This window comes from Variovorax paradoxus (genome assembly GCF_029919115.1).
In the GTDB taxonomy this organism is placed as follows: domain Bacteria; phylum Pseudomonadota; class Gammaproteobacteria; order Burkholderiales; family Burkholderiaceae_C; genus Variovorax; species Variovorax paradoxus_O.
The window spans coordinates 1,169,892-1,185,841 of record NZ_CP123990.1 but is presented as its reverse complement, the minus strand read 5'-3'; the positions used below and the strand labels follow the sequence as shown (position 1 = coordinate 1,185,841).

Genomic DNA, 15,950 nt, shown 5'->3' with positions numbered 1-15,950 from the left:
CCCAACCTTCCCCCAGCGGGGGAAGGAGCAAGACAAATCCTCAACGTGGAAAGTCTTCGCCGCGCAGCTCGATCGGCTGGCCGTGCGGCGTGCGGTCGGCCGCGTGGTCCCAGGCGTGGCGGTAGCGCGCGAGTTCGTCGCCCGAGCTCGCGCCCTTGCGGGCCACCAGGCCTTCGAGTGCAGCAAGCCAATGCCGGTAATAGGTGTCGCCAGCATCCGGGTCCCCAGCGGCTTGCGCGGCGGAGATCTGGGCCGCAAGGGCTTCGGCCCACTCCACCCAGCTGAACAGGCCGCGCTCGTGCAGTGCGAGCGTCATCGCAAAAGCCTGCGCTTCCCACGGCTCGCGGAACACCGGGCCATCGGCATCGCGCGGCATGCCGGGAGCGAGCGCGAGCGGTGGCATGTCGATCTTCATGGGGCGGCCTGCAGGTAGCTTTCCCACGCATCGACCGACACCGAGAGGTTCTGGCGCGGCAGCGCATCGCCCCACAGTTCGGCTTCCTCAAAGACGACCGTGTAGAGCCACTGCGGCTGTTCACCGAGACCCTGCGCATTCGCATCGGCAAACACATGTGCGCCGTGCACATGTTCGATGGTGCCGCGCTTGCCCCACACATAGCCCGGCAACCGCGTGTGATAGTCGGCCTTGCCGATGTGCATGCGCACGGCCTGCCCGACGGCAAAGCGCGCGGGGCCCGGCGCGGCGCGCTCGGTAGGCGAACCCTTGGCGAGCACCACGGGCACGTTCTGGGCGTGCAGCACACGGGGAACCGGCGCGGCCGCGTGGCGCATCTCGCCGGTCGCGACCTCGTCGGCAAAAACCTGCCCGCGCTGCAGCATCAGCTGCTCCAGCGCCCCAAGCCATATCTGGTAGTAGCTCAGGTTGCGGTAGTTCGGCAGCGTCTCGCGCATGGCGCGGCTCGCATCGATGTTCCAGGAACCGGTTGCGCCCATGGCAAGCGTGAGCGCCAGCGCGCGCGGCTCCCAGCCGGCGTGGAAGAGTTCGCCTTCGGGCTCGGGCGTGACCGGCCCGTAGCCCGGCTGGCCGCCCAGGTCCGCATGCGTGACGTAGCTCATGCGGCGCTCCTTGCGGCGGCTGGCGCATCGGCATGGCGCGTGCCGATCATCGAGTCGCGCGAAACCAGGGTGGCGAGTTCGTCTTCGCTCCAGCCTTCGGTGCCCGCGGGCCTCTGCGGAATCACGAGGTAGCGCACCTCGGCGGTGGAATCCCAGACGCGGATGCGCGTCGTCTCGGGCAGCACCGTGCCGAAATCGGCCAGCACGCCGCGCGGGTCCTTCACGGCACGCGAGCGGTATGGGGCGCTCTTGTACCAGGTGGGCGGCAGGCCGAGCACCGGCCAGGGGTAGCAGCTGCACAGGGTGCAGACGACCATGTGATGCTGCTCGTCGGTGTTCTGTACCGCCACCATGTGCTCGCCCTGGCGGCCGGTATAGCCGAGCGAAGCAATGGCGGCCGTGGCATCCGCCATCAGCCAGTCGTGGAAGGTTTGGTCGACCCAGGCCCGCGCCACCACCCTTGCCCCGTTGCGCGGCCCGATGCGGGTTTGATAGGTGTCGATCAGTGCATCGAGCGCGGCAGGGTCGATGTAGCCCTTTTGCGTGAGCACGCTTTCCAGCGCCCGCACACGCAGGTCCATTTCGCCGAGTTCGCTGTGGTCGTGGGAGTGGTCGTGGGAGTGGTCGGGGCCGGTCATCTGCCGATGCTAGCGCCGCCCCGTAAAATTCCCAACATGACCTCGACCGCCCGCCCCGTCCGCTCCCAGTACGAAGACTTCATGCGCCACGTGGAAACCCACGGGGTGTTCAAGAGCGACCGCACCGGCACGGGCACCAAGAGCGTGTTTGGCCACCAGATGCGCTTCGACCTGAACGAAGGTTTTCCGCTGGTGACCACGAAGAAGGTGCACCTGAAGTCCATCATCCAGGAACTGCTGTGGTTCCTGACCGGCTCCAGCAACAACAACTGGCTCAAGGAGCGCGGCGTCACCATCTGGGACGAGTGGGCGCGCGAAGACGGCGACCTGGGCCCCGTGTACGGCGTGCAATGGCGCAGCTGGCCCACGCCCAACGGCGGCCACATCGACCAGATCTCCGAAGTCATCAAGACGCTGAAGACCAACCCCGATTCGCGCCGCATCATCGTGAGCGCATGGAACGTGGCCGAGCTCTCGAAGATGGCACTCATGCCCTGCCACGCTTTCTTCCAGTTCTACGTGGCGCCGCCGCAGGCACCCGGAGAGCGCGGCAAGCTGAGCTGCCAGCTTTACCAGCGCAGCGCCGACATCTTCCTTGGCGTGCCCTTCAACATTGCCAGCTACGCGCTGCTTACGCACATGGTGGCGCAGCAGTGCGACCTCGACGTGGGCGACTTCATCTGGACCGGCGGCGACTGCCACATCTACAGCAACCATGCCGAGCAGGTGGCACTGCAGCTGAGCCGCACGCCCTACGCTTACCCTACGCTCCACATCAAGCGCAAGCCGGCTTCGATCTTCGACTACCAGTACGAAGACTTCGAAGTGCTCGACTACAAGCACCACGAGGCGATCAAGGCGCCCGTGGCTGTGTGACCGCACTGCTCCGCCCGATATGCCCACACCGCGTTTGCACCTCATCTTCGCCCGCGCCGCCAACGGCGTGATCGGTGCCAAGGGCACCATGCCGTGGCACCTGCCCGAAGACATGGTGCACTTCAAGCAGCAGACAGCCGGCGCGCCGGTCGTCATGGGCCGCAAGACCTGGGATTCGCTGCCGCCGCGCTTCAGGCCCCTGCCCGGCAGGCACAACATCGTCATCAGCCGGCAGGACGACTGGAAAGCCGAAGGCGCGCATCGCGTGGGCAGCCTGCAGGAAGCGCTCGCGCTGTGCGAAGAATCGCAGGTGCCCGATGTGTGGGTGATCGGCGGTGCACAGATCTATGCCGAAGCCGAACCGCTCGCGCAGTACGCCGTGGTGACCGAGCTCGCACACGACTACGAAGGCGATGCGCATGCGCCCGAACTCTCTCCTGCCGAGTGGCGCGAGACAAAGCGCGAGCCGCATGTGTCGGCCAAGGAAGGCCTGAACTTCAGCTTCGTCACTTACGAACGCGTGGCGCCCTCGAAGACATGAACGGCGGCATCCGGGTTCGCGTTTCCCCGCCGCTGCGGCGCCGCTCCTTTCTGGCCGGCGCCGCACTGCTTTTCGGCCTCGCACCAACAGGAGCGCTGCGGGCGGCCGAGCGGCTGGAGCCCGACGAAGAAGCGCTCTTCATGCCCGGCACGGCGCGCCCCACCGGCGATGGCAGGCTCGAGATCGACATTCACGCCTGGGTGTACGAGCCCGACCGGCGCTGGGGCCTCAACACCGCGTTCGCGCGTTACCTGGGCCTGCGCCTGAACAAGCTCTCGCCCGCGGCGCGGCTGCGCTTCAACCAGCGCACGGCGCTCTTCCATGCCGAATCGGAAGAAGGCAAGGTGTTCGATATCGACTTCGACGGCAGCCCCGCACGCGTGAGCTCGCCGCCTTCGGGCGCCAACGGCCGCATGGACATGCGGATCGTGATCGATGCACCCCATGCGTCGCCTTCGGACGAGTGGCTGAAGTTCCATGCCGTGACGGGGCCCGGCGAGCTGCTGCACCGCTTCAGGGGCCAGGCGCTGATCGTTCCTGCCGAGGGCCTGTCGATCATTTCTGACATCGACGACACCATCAAGCGCACGCAGGTGCGCGACCGGCGCGAGATGCTGCTGAACACGTTTGCGCGGCGCTTCGAGGCGGCGCCGGGCATGGCCGCCTACTACCGCACGCTCTCGCAAACGCCCGGCACGCGGTTCCACTATCTTTCGGCCAGCCCCATACAGCTCTACCCCGCGCTGGCCGACTTCGTCCGCGACGCGGGGTTTCCCACAGGCAGCATGCACCTGCGCGAGAGCACAAGCTGGCGCACGCTGATTCCGGGCGACCAGGATTCGCGCACGCACAAGCTCGGCATCATCGAGCGGCTGCTGGCCGACTTTCCCCGGCGGCGATTCATGCTCGTGGGCGACTCGGGCGAGAGCGACCCCGAGATCTACGGCCACGTTGCGCGCACCTACCCCAACCGGATCGACAGCATTGCGATACGCGATGTAACAGGCGAGGACGGCGGCACCGCCCGCTACGCAGCAGCGTTCAACGGCATCGACCCCGCGCGCTGGCAAATTCTTCCAGCCGACAGGGCTCCGGTGCCTGCACAGGCTGCGCGGTAAGCGGTTTCAGCCCTGCGCGGATCGGCACCTTCGTTTCAGCCTTGGGTAAAAGCGAACACTTTCGTACACACAAGAAAGTCGTATGCGGTGCAGGGATTAGGCACAAACGTGATTTTTTCCGCAAAATGTTTGTACCGCCATCTAGACAAGGAGACGGCTCATGTCCATGGAGTTTCTTCGAGTCATCGCCGAACAGAAATTGCCATACGTCGTCCACACGCCAGCAGACATCGACAGGGTGCGCGTGCTGCGTGCGGCCGAGCTGGTAACCGCTTTTATCCCGCCGTCTTCCGGCCACGCGCCGGACGATCGCGCGATACGCCATCTCGCCCAAGTGGAATCGATCACCGCCAAGGGCATGCTGGCGCTGAACAAGGCCACCTCGGCCTTCATCGAGCTCTGAGCTTCGCGGGCTCGAACCCCAGCCGCTTCATTGCGGCACCCGGGCTGATCGCGGCCTTCGCATAGCCGGCCCACGGGTCGTTGCCACGGTCGAGCCGGGCATGGATGTTTCGCAGCGTCCACTGCGCGCCGCTTGCAAGCGTTGGCACCTCGGCCCATTCCACCGGCACCGATACCCCCATGCCCGGACGGGCACGCACCGACCATGCACACACCGTGGTGGCGCCGAAACCGTTGCGCAGGTAGTCGATGAAGATGCGGCCGATGCGATTGCTCGGCCCGCTCTTGGCAACGAACATCTGCGGCACCGTGCGCGCCATGTGCCGCACGATGGCCTGCGAAAAATCCTTGACCGTGTCCCAGTCATACTGCCGCTTCAACGGCACGACCACGTGCAGCCCCTTGCCGCCGCTGGTCTTGCAGAAAGACGGAAGGCCCAGTTCGTCGAGCACCACGCGCATCAGCTCCGTCGCCTGCAGCACCATGGGCCAGCCGACACCCTCGCCCGGGTCCAGGTCGAAGGTCATGCGGTCGGGCTTGCCGATGAGTGTTTTCACAGCGTTCCAGGTGTGGAGCTCGATGACGTTCATCTGCGCCGCGCTCAACAGCCCGAGCGGGCTGGCCACCTCGATCAGCTCGGGGTGCGCGGGCCACAGCGCCGGATCGAGCTGCCGCACACCGGCCATCTGGCCCTCGTCGAGGTGCTTCTGAAAGAACAGCTGGCCCTTGATGCCTTGCGGCGCGCGCACGAAAGACACGGGCCGGCTCTTCAGGTGCTCCATCATCAGCGGCGCGACAAGGCCGTAGAAACGCACCACCTCGATCTTGGTGATGCCGGTGGTCGGGTCGACCACGCGATCGGCATTCGAGACCTTGAAGTTGGCGGGCATCGTGGCCGAGGGTTCCGGGCCGGCATCAGGGGCGGGCTTGGCCTCTTTCCCCGGCTTGGCTTTCGGCTGATGCACGGGTTGCTCGCGGATGATCGCCTTGGCGGGCTTGTCGGTGCGCACGCTGTGGAACACCGGGTGCCGCACGTGGCCGTCTTTCGTCCATTCCGAAAAAGTGACTTCGGCCAGCAGCACCGGCTTGACCCAGTGCGCGCGGCGGTCGTTCTCGGTCGGGTCCTTGAACGGACGCTCGTCGGTGCCCAGCGGCTTCAGTCTTTCGAGCATTTCGTTGAGCGTGCGGCCATTGAAGCCCGCGCCCACCGCGCCTGAATAAATGAGATCGCCCTTTTCGTCGTGCACGCCGATCAGCAACGCGCCGATGCCCACGCGCGAGCCCTTCGGATCGGTATAGCCGCCGATGACGAACTCCTGCCGCCGCGAGCACTTGAGCTTGATCCAGTCGGGCGAGCGGCGCGATGCATAGGTGCTGTTCTTGCGCTTGCCGATCACGCCCTCGAGCCCGATCTTGCAGGCCGACGCCACGATGTCTTCAGGCGGCGCATCGAAGATTTCGCTGAAGCGGATTTCAGGCGGCGCCTTGGCAAGCAGCGACTGCAGCAGGGCCCGGCGCTCGATGAGCGGCACGCCCGTGAGGTCGAAGCCGCCGTAGTACGGCAGGTCGAAAAGAAAGTAGACGATGTTGCTGGTCTTCTCCTTGTCGAAGGCGTTCTGCAGGGCTTGAAAGTCGGTGCTTCCGGATTCGTTGAGCACCACGATCTCGCCGTCGAGCCACCCGGGCTTGAGCTTCATGCCCTTGATGGCGTGCACCAGCTGCGGCATGCGGCTGCTCCAGTCATGCCCGTTGCGCGTGATGAGCTGCACGTTCTTCTTCTCATCGATGCGGGCCAGCAAACGGTACCCGTCGAACTTGATTTCATAAAACCAGTTCCCGGGGTCGGGCGGCGGGCCGTCGACCAGAGTGGCAAGCAGCGGTGACAGCTTGGCGGGCAGGGCGGCCTTCACCGCATCGGCCGGCATGCCGCCGCCTGCCTTGCCGCGTTTTGCACGGGCAGGCGCCGCCTCGGGTGCGGGCGCCGCCGCAGCCGGCGTGGGCATCGGCATCTCGGCCACGCTGTCGGGAAACTGGTCGACCACGCTGAACTCGGCGGCCGGGCGGGCGTAGTCGTCGTGCTCCTTGATCAGCAGCCACGCATCCTGCTTGCCGTCCTTGCTGCTGTGCATGCGCACCAGCGCCCACTTGCCGTGCAGCTTGTAGCCATGCAGTTCGAACTTGAGGTTCCCGGCCTTGTAGCCCTTGCGGGCGTCGCCGATGGGCGTCCAGGTGCCCTTGTCCCAGATGATCACCTTGCCCGCGCCATACTGCTTGGGCGGTATCACGCCTTCGAACTGGTTGTACGAAATCGGATGGTCCTCGACGTGTACCGCCATGCGCTTGTCGTGCGTGTCGTAGCTCGGTCCCTTGGGCACCGCCCAGCTCTTCATCGCGCCGTCGAGCTCGATGCGAAAGTCGTAGTGCAGGCGGCTGGCCCAGTGCTTCTGCACCACGAACTGCAGCGTGCCGGGTGCCGATGCTCCGCCCTCCTCCGGCTCTGGCGTGACGCCGAAGTTGCGCTTCTCCTTGTAGCGCTTCAGCGGGTTTGCGCGCGCCATGGTGTCTCGCTTTCCGCCTCGTTCGGATGGCTTGCCGCGTAGCGTTCGAGAAAAAGGTAAAGCACAATGCCGCCGGCCAGCGGCAGCAGGTAGTAAAGCGCACGGTACGCCAGCACGGCGCCCATCAACGTGCCCTGGCGCACGGTGCCCGAGAGCAGCGCCAGGTACACCGCCTCCAGCACGCCCAGCCCCGCCGGAATAGGCGTGATCACCCCGACGATCGAAGCAGCGAGCAGCACGCTCAAGGTCGTCGTATACGGCACCTGGCGGCCCAACAGCAGGTACATAGCGCAGCCCATCAATGCCCAGTTGGCCGTGGAGAGCGCGAGCTGCACGAGCGCAAGTTGTGCCGAAGGAAGCTTGAGCCGCCGCCCTCTCACCTGCCACTGCCGACCACGCGCAAACGCACAGGCCGCCACATACGCCGCAGCCAGCACGATCATCACCACGCCAAGGACGCGAAGTGCATCCGTGCCAATGCTGGCCTGGCGCGGCGGGGTGATGGCACCTGCCGCAAACAGGCCGCCCGCAAGCAGCCCGTAGCCCAGCCAGTTGGTCGCCAGGCTGATGCCGACGACCTGCGCCACGGTGGCTTCGTCCAGCCCGGCGCGCGCGTAGAGCCGCGCGCGCAGCGCAATGCCGCCAACCAGCGAGCCCAGGTTGAGATTGAATGCATAGCTCGTGACCGCAATGGCCCAGGTGCGCCAGCGCGGCACCTTGTGGCGCGTGTGCCGCTTGCCGATCAGGTCGAAGCAGCCATACAGCGCGTGGCTCGCGGTTGCGAGCCCCAGCACGCCGAGCAGCAGCGTTGCGGGATAGCGCTGCAGCGCCTGCCACGCGCCCGCCCAATCGACCTTGTGCGCATGCGACAGCAGCAAGCCCAGCACCGCTACCCCGAGGAGCGGCAGCAGCCAGCGGCGGCAGCGCCGCCACAGCGACGGCTTGCCTGTGGAAGCGCTGGCGGCCGAGAGCGTGGTGGCGTTGTGGTTCATGGCGGTGCTACAGAACAGAAAACAGCGCCGCCAGGTCGAGCGGCTTGAGCAGGTGATGGTCGAACCCCGCCATGGCAATGCGGTCCTTGTCGCCTTGCTGGCCCCAGCCCGTCAGTGCGACAAGGATCAACCCCTTCAGGGCCGGGTTGGCGCGCAGCTTGATGGCCAGCTCGCAGCCGTCCATGCCCGGCATGCCGATGTCCAGGATCGCGAGTCCGGGCAGCACGCCGTCGGCCACCGCGCTCAGCGCTGCATCGCCGCTGTAGGCCACGTGGGTCGAGGCGCCGAGCGATTGCAGCAGGTCGCTCAATGCGTCGGCCGCATCGCGGTTGTCATCGACGATCAGCACGGTGTTCGGCAAGGATGACGGCCAGCCTGCGACAGCCCTCGCCTGCGGTTTCGCCATGCCTGCATCGATGCGCGTGAGCGGCAGGCGCACGCAGAACATCGCGCCCCGGCCAAGGCCCGCACTGGTGGCCTCCACGCTCCCGCCATGCAGCTCGACAAGGCTCTTCACCAGGGTGAGCCCGATGCCCAGCCCGCCTTGCGCCGCCTTGGAGGTGCCGCTGACCTGCACGAACATCTCGAAAATCGACTTGAGCATTTCCGGTGCAATGCCGGTGCCGTTGTCCCACACCTCGACCACGGCATGGCGGCTCTCCTTGCGCAGAACGATCCTGATCCTGCCGCCCGGCGCCGTGTACTTGGCGGCGTTGTTGAGCAGGTTTGAAAAGACCTGCGTCAGGCGTACGCCGTCGCCTCGCACCACCAGCGGCTCGTCGCAGAGTTCGGTGCTCAGCTCGTGCTTCGCGCCTTCCAGCAACGGCCGGCTCAGTTCGATCGCGTCCTTGATGACCGATTCGAGCGCCACGGCCTCCATGCGCAGCTCGATCTTGCCGCGGGTGATGCGCGAGACTTCCATCAGGTCGTTCACCAGCCGCACCATGTGCTCGATCTGCCGGCCCATGAGCTCGTAGTAGCGCAAGGCCTCCGCGGCCTCGTGCGGCTTTCGCATCAAAAGGGTGAGCGCGGTGCTCATCGGCGCGAGCGGATTGCGCAGCTCGTGCGCCAGCGTTGCAAGGAACTCGGTCTTGCGCTGGTCGGCTTCGCGCAGCCCGTCGAGCAGGTCGCGCAGCTGGTATTGGCGGGTGCGTGCGCGCAGGGCCGTTCGCACCGTACTGATGAGCGACGCCACCCGCATCGGGCGTTCGATGACAGTGACGTTCGCCAGCTTGTCCATGGCCTCCGCAATCACGCGCGAATCCGCTCCCTGGCGGGCAAGTATGAGCACCGGCACGTCGGACCACGGCGCCTGCGAGGCAAGCACCTCGTTCAGCGCGGCGGCGGCCGGGTCGGCCAGCACTTCTTCAGCCAGCATCACCGCGCCCGCACCTTGCTGCAGTTCGCGCACAAGGTCGCCCAGGTTGGCGCACGAGTGCGTGTCGATCTGGGCGCGAGCCAATACGGCGTTGGCCATGAGGGCGTCCCTGGAGGTCGCGGTTCGCAACAGGATGCGCTGCTCGACGGGTGCCGGTGCTGCGCTCACGATGCGTGCTGCACGCCGTCGATCGGAATCGGAATGCCCGACAGGATGCCCCTGAAGTTGCGCAGCGGCTCGCCGATCTTCAGGCCCGTCGCAGTCATCGAGAAATCGCGGATGCTCCGCTCATGCGCCCCGCCGCGCTTCTTCAGCACCGAAATCGCCTGGCGCACTTCGCCGTCGAGCTCGAAATAGCGAAGCAGCACCACGGCATCGGCCAGGTAGCTTGCATCCACGGGTGTCTGCATCTGCATGCCGATGAGTCCGTGCTGCGCGCCGACAAGCAGCGTTGCAACGCCCGCCTGCCCCAGGTAGGAGAGCAGCTCGTGCAGCTGCGCAATCAGAAACCGCTCATCCGGCATGGCGTTGAGATAGCCGTTCAGGCTGTCGATCACCACCACCGCCGCACCGGATTCCACCACCGCCAGCCGTATCAGGTGCACGAACTCGCCGGGCGACAGTTCGGCCGGGTCGACCTGCCGCACCTTGATGCGGCCGGCATCGATGTGCGACCCCAGGTCCATTCCCATGCTTTCGCAGCGCGTGCGCAAGGTGTTGATGCTCTCGTCGAAGATGAAGAGCGCCGCGCATTCGCCGCGCTGCGCTGCGGCAAGCGCAAACTGCACCGCCACAGTCGACTTGCCGGTACCCGGCGCGCCGACGAACAGCGTGCTCGTTCCCCGCTCGATGCCGCCGCCCAGCAAGGCGTCGAGCGACTCGATGCCGCTCGGAATACGCACCTGCGTGAGCGCGGCGGAATGCTCGGCCGCCACCAGGCGCGGAAACACGCGAAGGCCGCCGCGCTCGATGCGGTAGTCGTGGTAGCCGCCGCGAAATTGCTGGCCGCGGTATTTGCTGACGACCAGCCTGCGGCGCGCGGCACCGTAGTCGGAGCTGATCTGCTCGAGCCGCAGCACGGCATGGGCGATGCTCTGCACCTGCAGGTCATGCTTGGTGGCGGTCATGTCGTCGAGCAGCAGCACCGTGCACCGGCGACCCGCAAAAAACTGTTTGAGCGCCAGGATCTGCCGCCTGTATCGCAGCGAGCTGCCGGCCAGCAGGCGCAGTTCGGACAGCGAATCGAACACCACGCGCGAGGGCTTGATCACATCGACGTCCGACAGGATTCGGAGCGTCGTCTCGCTGAGTTCGACCTCGGAGGGATGGAACATCGTGTACTGCTCGTCGGGCTCCAGCGCGGTTTCCGAAGGGAGCATTTCGCGCACTTCGATGCCGCTCAGATCCCAGCCATGGGAATCGGCAACGCCCCTGAGCTCATGCGCCGTTTCGGACAGGGTGACGTACATCACCGATTCGCCGCGCGCCGCGCCTTCAATCAGGAACTGAAGCGCGATGGTGGTCTTGCCCGCACCCGGCGTGCCCTCGACCAGGTACAAGCGATTGGACGTGAGGCCGCCCCCAAGAACATCGTCGAGGCCGGGCACGCCGATCTTTATCAGGCGTTCCTGCATGGCCCCCGTCGCGGCGTCGATCTTCATTTTTTTCCTCCATCGTATGGACAGACAGTCCTTCTCTGCGCTGTTGTCTGTTTGCGATCTGCCTGCGGAAAAATGACTCCGCCGGCCGGGCAGCCAATGCCCGCAGGAATGATTTTTAGCTAGGGGGCAGAGCCTCCCCTGTAGGGCGGCGCCTTTTTCGTGAGAAGACAAAGCTCCCGCCGCTCAGGACTTTTCGGGCGTCTTGTGCTCGGCCGAACCCGGGTCTTCGAGCTTCTTGTTCTCGACCTTCTTCATCATCTCCTCACCCTCGGTGTCGCTGCCGTCGGTGGGTACGGATTCTTCCTGCGTGATCTCGGGTTCGTCCGGGGAGCGCTTCGGGCGCGCTGCCGGCGGCGGTGTTGGCGTGTTCATGCGGCTATCTCCTGGGTGAGACTCGACAGTGGCGCAAGCGCAGGGCCCAAGCGCTCAGGCAAAGACGTGAGCGCGGGTCAGCCAAGGCCGACGATCCCGCCTCGCCCCCAACCACCCCGCGCGGCACCTCAGGCGCGTGCAACGGCGTCTACCGGCGCTTCGCTCGCCTCGATGAAAAGCCGCCGGATCATCGGGAAACGCGCGCGCACCTGCCTTTCGATGGCAGAGATGGCCTCGGCCGCTTCACCCGTGGCCGTGCCTTCCTTGAAGTTCACGTCGACGATGGCCAGCACCTCGTCGGGGCCGATGTACATCGACAGCACATGGCCGACGTCGCTGACGCTGGGCTGCGCCATGGCAAGGCTGCGGATGGCCCGCGCGGTTTCGGGGCGAATGCCTTCGCCGATGAGAAGCCCCCGCGCCTGGCCGATCAGCAGCACAGCCACGCCGGCCAGCAGCAGGCCGATCACCACCGAGGCTGCGCCATCGAGCTGAGGCAGCTTGAGGCGGTGGCTCAGGTAGATGCCCAGCGCGGCCACCGCCAGGCCCATGAGCGCCGCGGAGTCCTCCGCCAGCACGGTATAGGTGGTGGGGTCCTTGCTTTGCTCGAGCGCTCGCCAGAAAGGCCGGCCGCGGGCCTGCGCCCGGAACTGCCGCAGCGCAATGAGGAAGCTGGTGCCTTCGAACAAAAAGGCCAGGGCGAGCACCACGTAGTTCCAGGTGGGGTCGCGCATCGGCTCCGGATGGCGGATGTGCTGGATGCCCTCGTAGAAAGACACCCCGCCGCCCAGCCCGAAGATGAGCACCGCAACGATCAGGCTCCAGAAATACAGCTCCTTGCCGTGGCCGAAGGGGTGCTCGGGGGTGGCGGGCCGTTGGCTCAGCCTGATTCCCACCAGCAGAAGCACGCCGTTGAAGGTGTCGACCGCGGAGTGGATACCTTCGGACAGCATGGCCGAGCTGCCGGTGATGCCGGCGACGACGAACTTGGTCGCAGCAATAGCCACGTTGGCGCCGATCGCGCCGTAGATGGCAACCTTGGATTCAGCCATCCATCAAGGGGTTGCGGCCGGGGCCCGGCCCGCTACCCTGGGCTTTTCAGGGAAGGCCAAGGTAGACGCGCAGGTCGTCCTTGATGGTGCCCGCGGACGCAACCGCCAACCGCAGCCGGGTCTCGCTGACACCGAACCACTTTGTCCAATAGTCGACCTCTTTCAGGTCCGTGATGTCGATGTGCTCGTCGTTCTGCGGAACGCGAATCTCCATATCGTCCGGCATCGGGCTCTCCAGGTTGTTGGAGACGGCAGTTTCATCGAGGGAAAACCATGCCTTGCCGGTCGCCTTCCATGGTTCTTGCAGGACAAGTTCTACACGCGCCGATGAATCCTCCGCCCGCGGTCCGCGAGTGGGGTACAAAGACGGACCCGCGCATTCCAGCAGGAGTGCCCCCTCGAACCAACAACATAGCGTTTGATGAAAATAGCCACCTGGAACGTCAACTCCCTCACCGCCCGCCTGCAGCATGTGCTCGACTGGCTGATTGCCAACCCGGTGGACGTGCTGTGCCTGCAGGAGCTCAAGATGAGCGACGACAAGTTTCCTCTCGAGGTGCTCAAGTCGGCAGGTTATGAATGCGCGGTGTTCGGCCAGAAAACCTACAACGGCGTGGCCATCCTGAGCCTCGCACCGATGCGCGATGTGGCAAAGAACATCGGCGGCTTCACCGACGACCAGTCGAGGGTGATTGCAGCCACCATCGAAACCGCGGCGGGCCCGCTGCGCGTGGTGAACGGCTACTTCGTGAACGGCCAGGCGCCGGGCACCGACAAGTTCGAATACAAGATGGGCTGGCTGCGCGCGTTGCGCGAATGGCTGCGCGCCGAAATGACGGCGCATCCGAACCTGGTTCTGCTCGGCGACTTCAACATCACGCCGGAAGACCGCGACAGCTACGACCCGGTGGGACTGGCGGAAACCATCCACCACACCACCGAAGAGCGCGAGCAGTTCAAGGCGCTGCTGCAGCTTGGCCTTGTCGACAGCTTCCGGCTTTTCGAACAGCCCGAGAAGAGCTATTCGTGGTGGGACTACCGGATGCTCGGCTATCAGAAGAACCGCGGCCTGCGCATCGACCACATTCTTGTGAGCGAACCGCTGGTGCCGCACGTTAAGGGTTGCATCATCGACCGCGTGCCGCGCAAGTGGGAAAAGCCCAGCGACCATGCACCGGTGGTGCTCGATATCGACCAAGGGACCCGATGAAAATGACCATGCGCACCCTGGCAACCGTTGCCGCCGCCCTGACGCTTGCTGCCTGCTCTGCCCTGAAACCGGCCGACAAGGCCGGCGACGACAAGTCGCCCACCTCCCCGACAGACGAAGTAGCTGGCGCAAAGCCCAATGTGCCAACCACGCGCCTGATCACCGCGCAGACGCCGGCGGTGCGGGCCTACCGCAAGACCGGCGCGGGCCAGATCTACAAGACCTATGCGCAGCGTATCTACAAGGGAAAGATCCCCCCGCTGGTGTACGCGGTGGTGGTCGTCGAAACAGAACTCGATGCCCGCGGCAACGTCACCAATGTCACGTTCAGCCGCGTTCCGAGCCATGCGCCCGAAGTGCCGGGCAAGATTGCGGAGCTCATCAAGGCGGCATCGCCGTTGCCTAGCCCCGGACGCCTGGGTGGCCACACGTATGTGGACACCTGGCTTTGGGACAAGAGCGGGAACTTCCAGCTCGACTCGCTGACGCTGGGCCAAAGAAGCCGTTAGCCAAGGCCGGCGGGGGCCGCTCTACTCGATTCCGAGTTCCTGGATTTTCCGGGTGATGGTGTTGCGGCCGATGCCCAGCTTCTGGGCGGCTTCGATGCGGCGGCCGCGGGTGTTGGCCAGCGCGGTGAGGATGAGCCGCGACTCGAAGCGGCGCGACAGCACGTCCCACACGTCGGTGCGTCCGGCAGCCAGCAGCGCCTGCGCTTCCATTTCAAGGCCGCTCTCCCAACTGCTGGCGCCCACCAGGCCTTCGGTGGCTTCTGGCGCGGCGCCCGCCGGAGCGGATTCGCGCTCCGGGCTGGGCGAGAGGAGCGTCGCGGGTTGCAGGGCGGTGGTCGTGGTTGCGGCAACGGCAGCTTCGCCAGCGTGGGCTTCCGCACCGGCGCCAGCGGCCATGACTTCGGGCGGCAGGTCCTTGGCTTCGATGAGCTGGGCTGGCGCCATCACGGTGAGCCAATGGCAGATGTTCTCGAGCTGGCGCACGTTGCCCGGGAAGCTGAAGGCGGCGAGCTTGGCCAATGCGGCATCGGAAATGCGCTTGGGCTCGACGCCGAGCTGACGTGCGCTCACCTGCAGAAAGTGCCGCGTGAGTGCGGGCACGTCTTCGCCGCGCTCGCGCAGCGCCGGCAGGCGCAGGCGAATCACGTTGAGACGGTGGAACAAGTCTTCGCGGAAGCCGCCGAGCTTGACGCGCTGCTCCAGGTCCTGGTGCGTGGCTGCGATCACGCGCACATTGGCCTTCACGGAGTTGTGGCCGCCCACGCGGTAGAAATGCCCGTCGCTCAGAACGCGCAAAAGGCGCGTCTGCAGGTCGAAAGGCATGTCGCCGATTTCGTCGAGAAAGAGCGTGCCGCCCTCGGCCTGCTCGAAGCGGCCGCGCCGCATGGTTTGCGCGCCGGTGAAGGCGCCGCGCTCATGGCCGAAGAGTTCACTCTCGAGCAGGTCCTTGGGAATGGCCGCGGTGTTGATGGCCACGAAGGGCCCGTTGGCGCGCGGCGAATGCTTGTGCAGCGCACGCGCCACCAGTTCCTTGCCCGAACCCGATTCGCCCGTGATGAGCACCGTGACGTTGCTCTGTGAAAGCCGGCCGATGGCGCGGAACACGTCCTGCATGGCAGGTGCCTGGCCCAGCATTTCGGGTGCGGCAACCATGCGCTCTTCGGCCACTTCCTCGCGCTGGCTTTCGTCGACGGCGCGGCGGATCAGCTCCACGGCGCGCGGCAGGTCGAAGGGCTTGGGCAGATATTCGAAGGCGCCGCCCTGGAACGCCGAAACGGCGCTGTCGAGGTCGGAGAACGCCGTCATGATGATGACGGGCAGGCCGGGGTGCTTGGCCTTGATCTTGTCGAGCAGGTCGAGCCCGGAGCCGCCGGGCATGCGGATGTCGCTCACCAGGACCTGCGGGCCCTGCTGTTCGTCGTCGGCGGCAAGTTCGAGGGCGGCCAGCACCTCGCGCGTGTTGGTGAAGCTGCGCGTGGGCAGGTCTTCGCGCAACAAGGCCTTCTCCAGCACGAAGCGGATCGATTGGTCGTCATCAACTATCCAGATCGGCTTCATGCATCTCCT

Annotated in this window: 17 protein-coding genes; 6 read left to right on the top strand and 11 right to left on the bottom strand. The window is 65.8% G+C overall.

The features are described 5' to 3' along the window. Positions 1 to 40 precede the first annotated feature (40 nt). From QHG62_RS05750 to nthA, 3 genes are read right to left on the bottom strand one after another with little or no spacing between them, the layout of a single operon-like run. Positions 41 to 415 (bottom strand): nitrile hydratase accessory protein, encoded by a 375-nt coding sequence (locus QHG62_RS05750; RefSeq protein ID WP_281149899.1) that lies wholly within the window; start codon positions 413 to 415, stop codon positions 41 to 43. Continuing rightward, positions 412 to 1,077: a nitrile hydratase subunit beta gene (nthB, locus tag QHG62_RS05745; protein WP_281149898.1), complete on the bottom strand. Its 666-nt coding sequence runs from the start codon at positions 1,075 to 1,077 to the stop codon at positions 412 to 414. The genes QHG62_RS05750 and nthB overlap by 4 nt, the downstream gene beginning before the upstream one ends. Then, a complete protein-coding gene (gene nthA, locus QHG62_RS05740; RefSeq protein WP_281149897.1) occupies positions 1,074 to 1,715 on the bottom strand; it encodes a nitrile hydratase subunit alpha in 642 nt (213 codons plus the stop codon). Before nthA ends, nthB begins: the two co-directional genes overlap by 4 nt. A 36-nt stretch (positions 1,716 to 1,751) precedes the next feature. Here nthA and QHG62_RS05735 point away from each other — a divergent pair, with 36 nt between their 5' ends. From QHG62_RS05735 to QHG62_RS05720, 4 genes are all read left to right on the top strand, one after another. Next, the gene (locus QHG62_RS05735) at positions 1,752 to 2,591 is read left to right on the top strand and encodes a thymidylate synthase (RefSeq protein ID WP_281149896.1); all 840 of its coding nucleotides are present in this window, start codon (positions 1,752 to 1,754) and stop codon (positions 2,589 to 2,591) included. A gap of 19 nt (positions 2,592 to 2,610) precedes the next feature. Next, complete coding sequence (locus tag QHG62_RS05730) at positions 2,611 to 3,132, top strand: dihydrofolate reductase (RefSeq protein ID WP_281149895.1); 522 nt, start codon at positions 2,611 to 2,613, stop codon at positions 3,130 to 3,132. Continuing rightward, positions 3,129 to 4,250: a phosphatidate phosphatase App1 family protein gene (locus QHG62_RS05725; protein ID WP_281149894.1), complete on the top strand. Its 1,122-nt coding sequence runs from the start codon at positions 3,129 to 3,131 to the stop codon at positions 4,248 to 4,250. Before QHG62_RS05730 ends, QHG62_RS05725 begins: the two co-directional genes overlap by 4 nt. Before the next feature lie 160 nt (positions 4,251 to 4,410). Beyond that, positions 4,411 to 4,653 (top strand): hypothetical protein, encoded by a 243-nt coding sequence (locus tag QHG62_RS05720; protein ID WP_281149893.1) that lies wholly within the window; start codon positions 4,411 to 4,413, stop codon positions 4,651 to 4,653. Here the strand turns inward: QHG62_RS05720 and ligD are convergent. From ligD to QHG62_RS05685, 7 genes are all read right to left on the bottom strand, one after another. Next, positions 4,640 to 7,210 (bottom strand): DNA ligase D, encoded by a 2,571-nt coding sequence (gene ligD, locus QHG62_RS05715; protein WP_281149892.1) that lies wholly within the window; start codon positions 7,208 to 7,210, stop codon positions 4,640 to 4,642. The genes QHG62_RS05720 and ligD overlap by 14 nt on opposite strands. After that, positions 7,189 to 8,202, bottom strand: a complete 1,014-nt coding sequence (locus QHG62_RS05710) for a lysylphosphatidylglycerol synthase domain-containing protein (protein WP_281149891.1) — start codon at positions 8,200 to 8,202, stop codon at positions 7,189 to 7,191. Before QHG62_RS05710 ends, ligD begins: the two co-directional genes overlap by 22 nt. Positions 8,203 to 8,209: 7 nt before the next feature. Beyond that, entirely contained in the window at positions 8,210 to 9,748 is a 1,539-nt protein-coding gene (locus QHG62_RS05705; RefSeq protein WP_281149890.1) for a hybrid sensor histidine kinase/response regulator, read from the bottom strand. Next, positions 9,745 to 11,241 (bottom strand): ATPase domain-containing protein, encoded by a 1,497-nt coding sequence (locus QHG62_RS05700; RefSeq protein ID WP_281149889.1) that lies wholly within the window; start codon positions 11,239 to 11,241, stop codon positions 9,745 to 9,747. The genes QHG62_RS05705 and QHG62_RS05700 overlap by 4 nt, the downstream gene beginning before the upstream one ends. 183 nt (positions 11,242 to 11,424) lie before the next feature. Next, the gene (locus tag QHG62_RS05695) at positions 11,425 to 11,613 is read right to left on the bottom strand and encodes a hypothetical protein (protein ID WP_281149888.1); all 189 of its coding nucleotides are present in this window, start codon (positions 11,611 to 11,613) and stop codon (positions 11,425 to 11,427) included. Positions 11,614 to 11,741: 128 nt separating this feature from the next. After that, positions 11,742 to 12,665 (bottom strand): cation diffusion facilitator family transporter, encoded by a 924-nt coding sequence (locus tag QHG62_RS05690; RefSeq protein WP_281149887.1) that lies wholly within the window; start codon positions 12,663 to 12,665, stop codon positions 11,742 to 11,744. A 46-nt stretch (positions 12,666 to 12,711) separates the two neighbouring features. Further along, a complete protein-coding gene (locus QHG62_RS05685) occupies positions 12,712 to 12,891 on the bottom strand; it encodes a DUF3606 domain-containing protein (protein ID WP_281149886.1) in 180 nt (59 codons plus the stop codon). Positions 12,892 to 13,086: 195 nt separating this feature from the next. Here QHG62_RS05685 and xth point away from each other — a divergent pair, with 195 nt between their 5' ends. Beyond that, on the top strand, positions 13,087 to 13,875 hold the full coding sequence (xth, locus tag QHG62_RS05680) for an exodeoxyribonuclease III (RefSeq protein WP_281149885.1): 789 nt from the start codon (positions 13,087 to 13,089) through the stop codon (positions 13,873 to 13,875). Positions 13,876 to 13,877: 2 nt separating this feature from the next. Continuing rightward, the gene (locus tag QHG62_RS05675; RefSeq protein WP_281149884.1) at positions 13,878 to 14,384 is read left to right on the top strand and encodes a hypothetical protein; all 507 of its coding nucleotides are present in this window, start codon (positions 13,878 to 13,880) and stop codon (positions 14,382 to 14,384) included. A 21-nt stretch (positions 14,385 to 14,405) separates the two neighbouring features. Here QHG62_RS05675 and ntrC read toward each other — a convergent pair whose 3' ends face one another. Next, complete coding sequence (gene ntrC, locus QHG62_RS05670; protein WP_281149883.1) at positions 14,406 to 15,941, bottom strand: nitrogen regulation protein NR(I); 1,536 nt, start codon at positions 15,939 to 15,941, stop codon at positions 14,406 to 14,408. Positions 15,942 to 15,950: the final 9 nt, after the last annotated feature.

Excerpts from the sequence above, each read along its gene's own strand:
- QHG62_RS05735 (WP_281149896.1), top strand. The coding sequence starts at position 1,752 with ATGACCTCGACCGCCCGCCCCGTCCGCTCCCAGTACGAAGACTTCATG.
- ligD (WP_281149892.1), bottom strand. The coding sequence starts at position 7,210 with ATGGCGCGCGCAAACCCGCTGAAGCGCTACAAGGAGAAGCGCAACTTC.
- QHG62_RS05675 (WP_281149884.1), top strand. The coding sequence starts at position 13,878 with ATGACCATGCGCACCCTGGCAACCGTTGCCGCCGCCCTGACGCTTGCT.
- ntrC (WP_281149883.1), bottom strand. The coding sequence starts at position 15,941 with ATGAAGCCGATCTGGATAGTTGATGACGACCAATCGATCCGCTTCGTG.
- nthB (WP_281149898.1), bottom strand. The coding sequence starts at position 1,077 with ATGAGCTACGTCACGCATGCGGACCTGGGCGGCCAGCCGGGCTACGGG.
- QHG62_RS05690 (WP_281149887.1), bottom strand. The coding sequence starts at position 12,665 with ATGGCTGAATCCAAGGTTGCCATCTACGGCGCGATCGGCGCCAACGTG.
- QHG62_RS05730 (WP_281149895.1), top strand. The coding sequence starts at position 2,611 with ATGCCCACACCGCGTTTGCACCTCATCTTCGCCCGCGCCGCCAACGGC.
- QHG62_RS05695 (WP_281149888.1), bottom strand. The coding sequence starts at position 11,613 with ATGAACACGCCAACACCGCCGCCGGCAGCGCGCCCGAAGCGCTCCCCG.
- nthA (WP_281149897.1), bottom strand. The coding sequence starts at position 1,715 with ATGACCGGCCCCGACCACTCCCACGACCACTCCCACGACCACAGCGAA.
- QHG62_RS05700 (WP_281149889.1), bottom strand. The coding sequence starts at position 11,241 with ATGAAGATCGACGCCGCGACGGGGGCCATGCAGGAACGCCTGATAAAG.
- QHG62_RS05710 (WP_281149891.1), bottom strand. The coding sequence starts at position 8,202 with ATGAACCACAACGCCACCACGCTCTCGGCCGCCAGCGCTTCCACAGGC.
- QHG62_RS05750 (WP_281149899.1), bottom strand. The coding sequence starts at position 415 with ATGAAGATCGACATGCCACCGCTCGCGCTCGCTCCCGGCATGCCGCGC.
- QHG62_RS05720 (WP_281149893.1), top strand. The coding sequence starts at position 4,411 with ATGTCCATGGAGTTTCTTCGAGTCATCGCCGAACAGAAATTGCCATAC.
- xth (WP_281149885.1), top strand. The coding sequence starts at position 13,087 with ATGAAAATAGCCACCTGGAACGTCAACTCCCTCACCGCCCGCCTGCAG.
- QHG62_RS05725 (WP_281149894.1), top strand. The coding sequence starts at position 3,129 with ATGAACGGCGGCATCCGGGTTCGCGTTTCCCCGCCGCTGCGGCGCCGC.
- QHG62_RS05685 (WP_281149886.1), bottom strand. The coding sequence starts at position 12,891 with ATGCCGGACGATATGGAGATTCGCGTTCCGCAGAACGACGAGCACATC.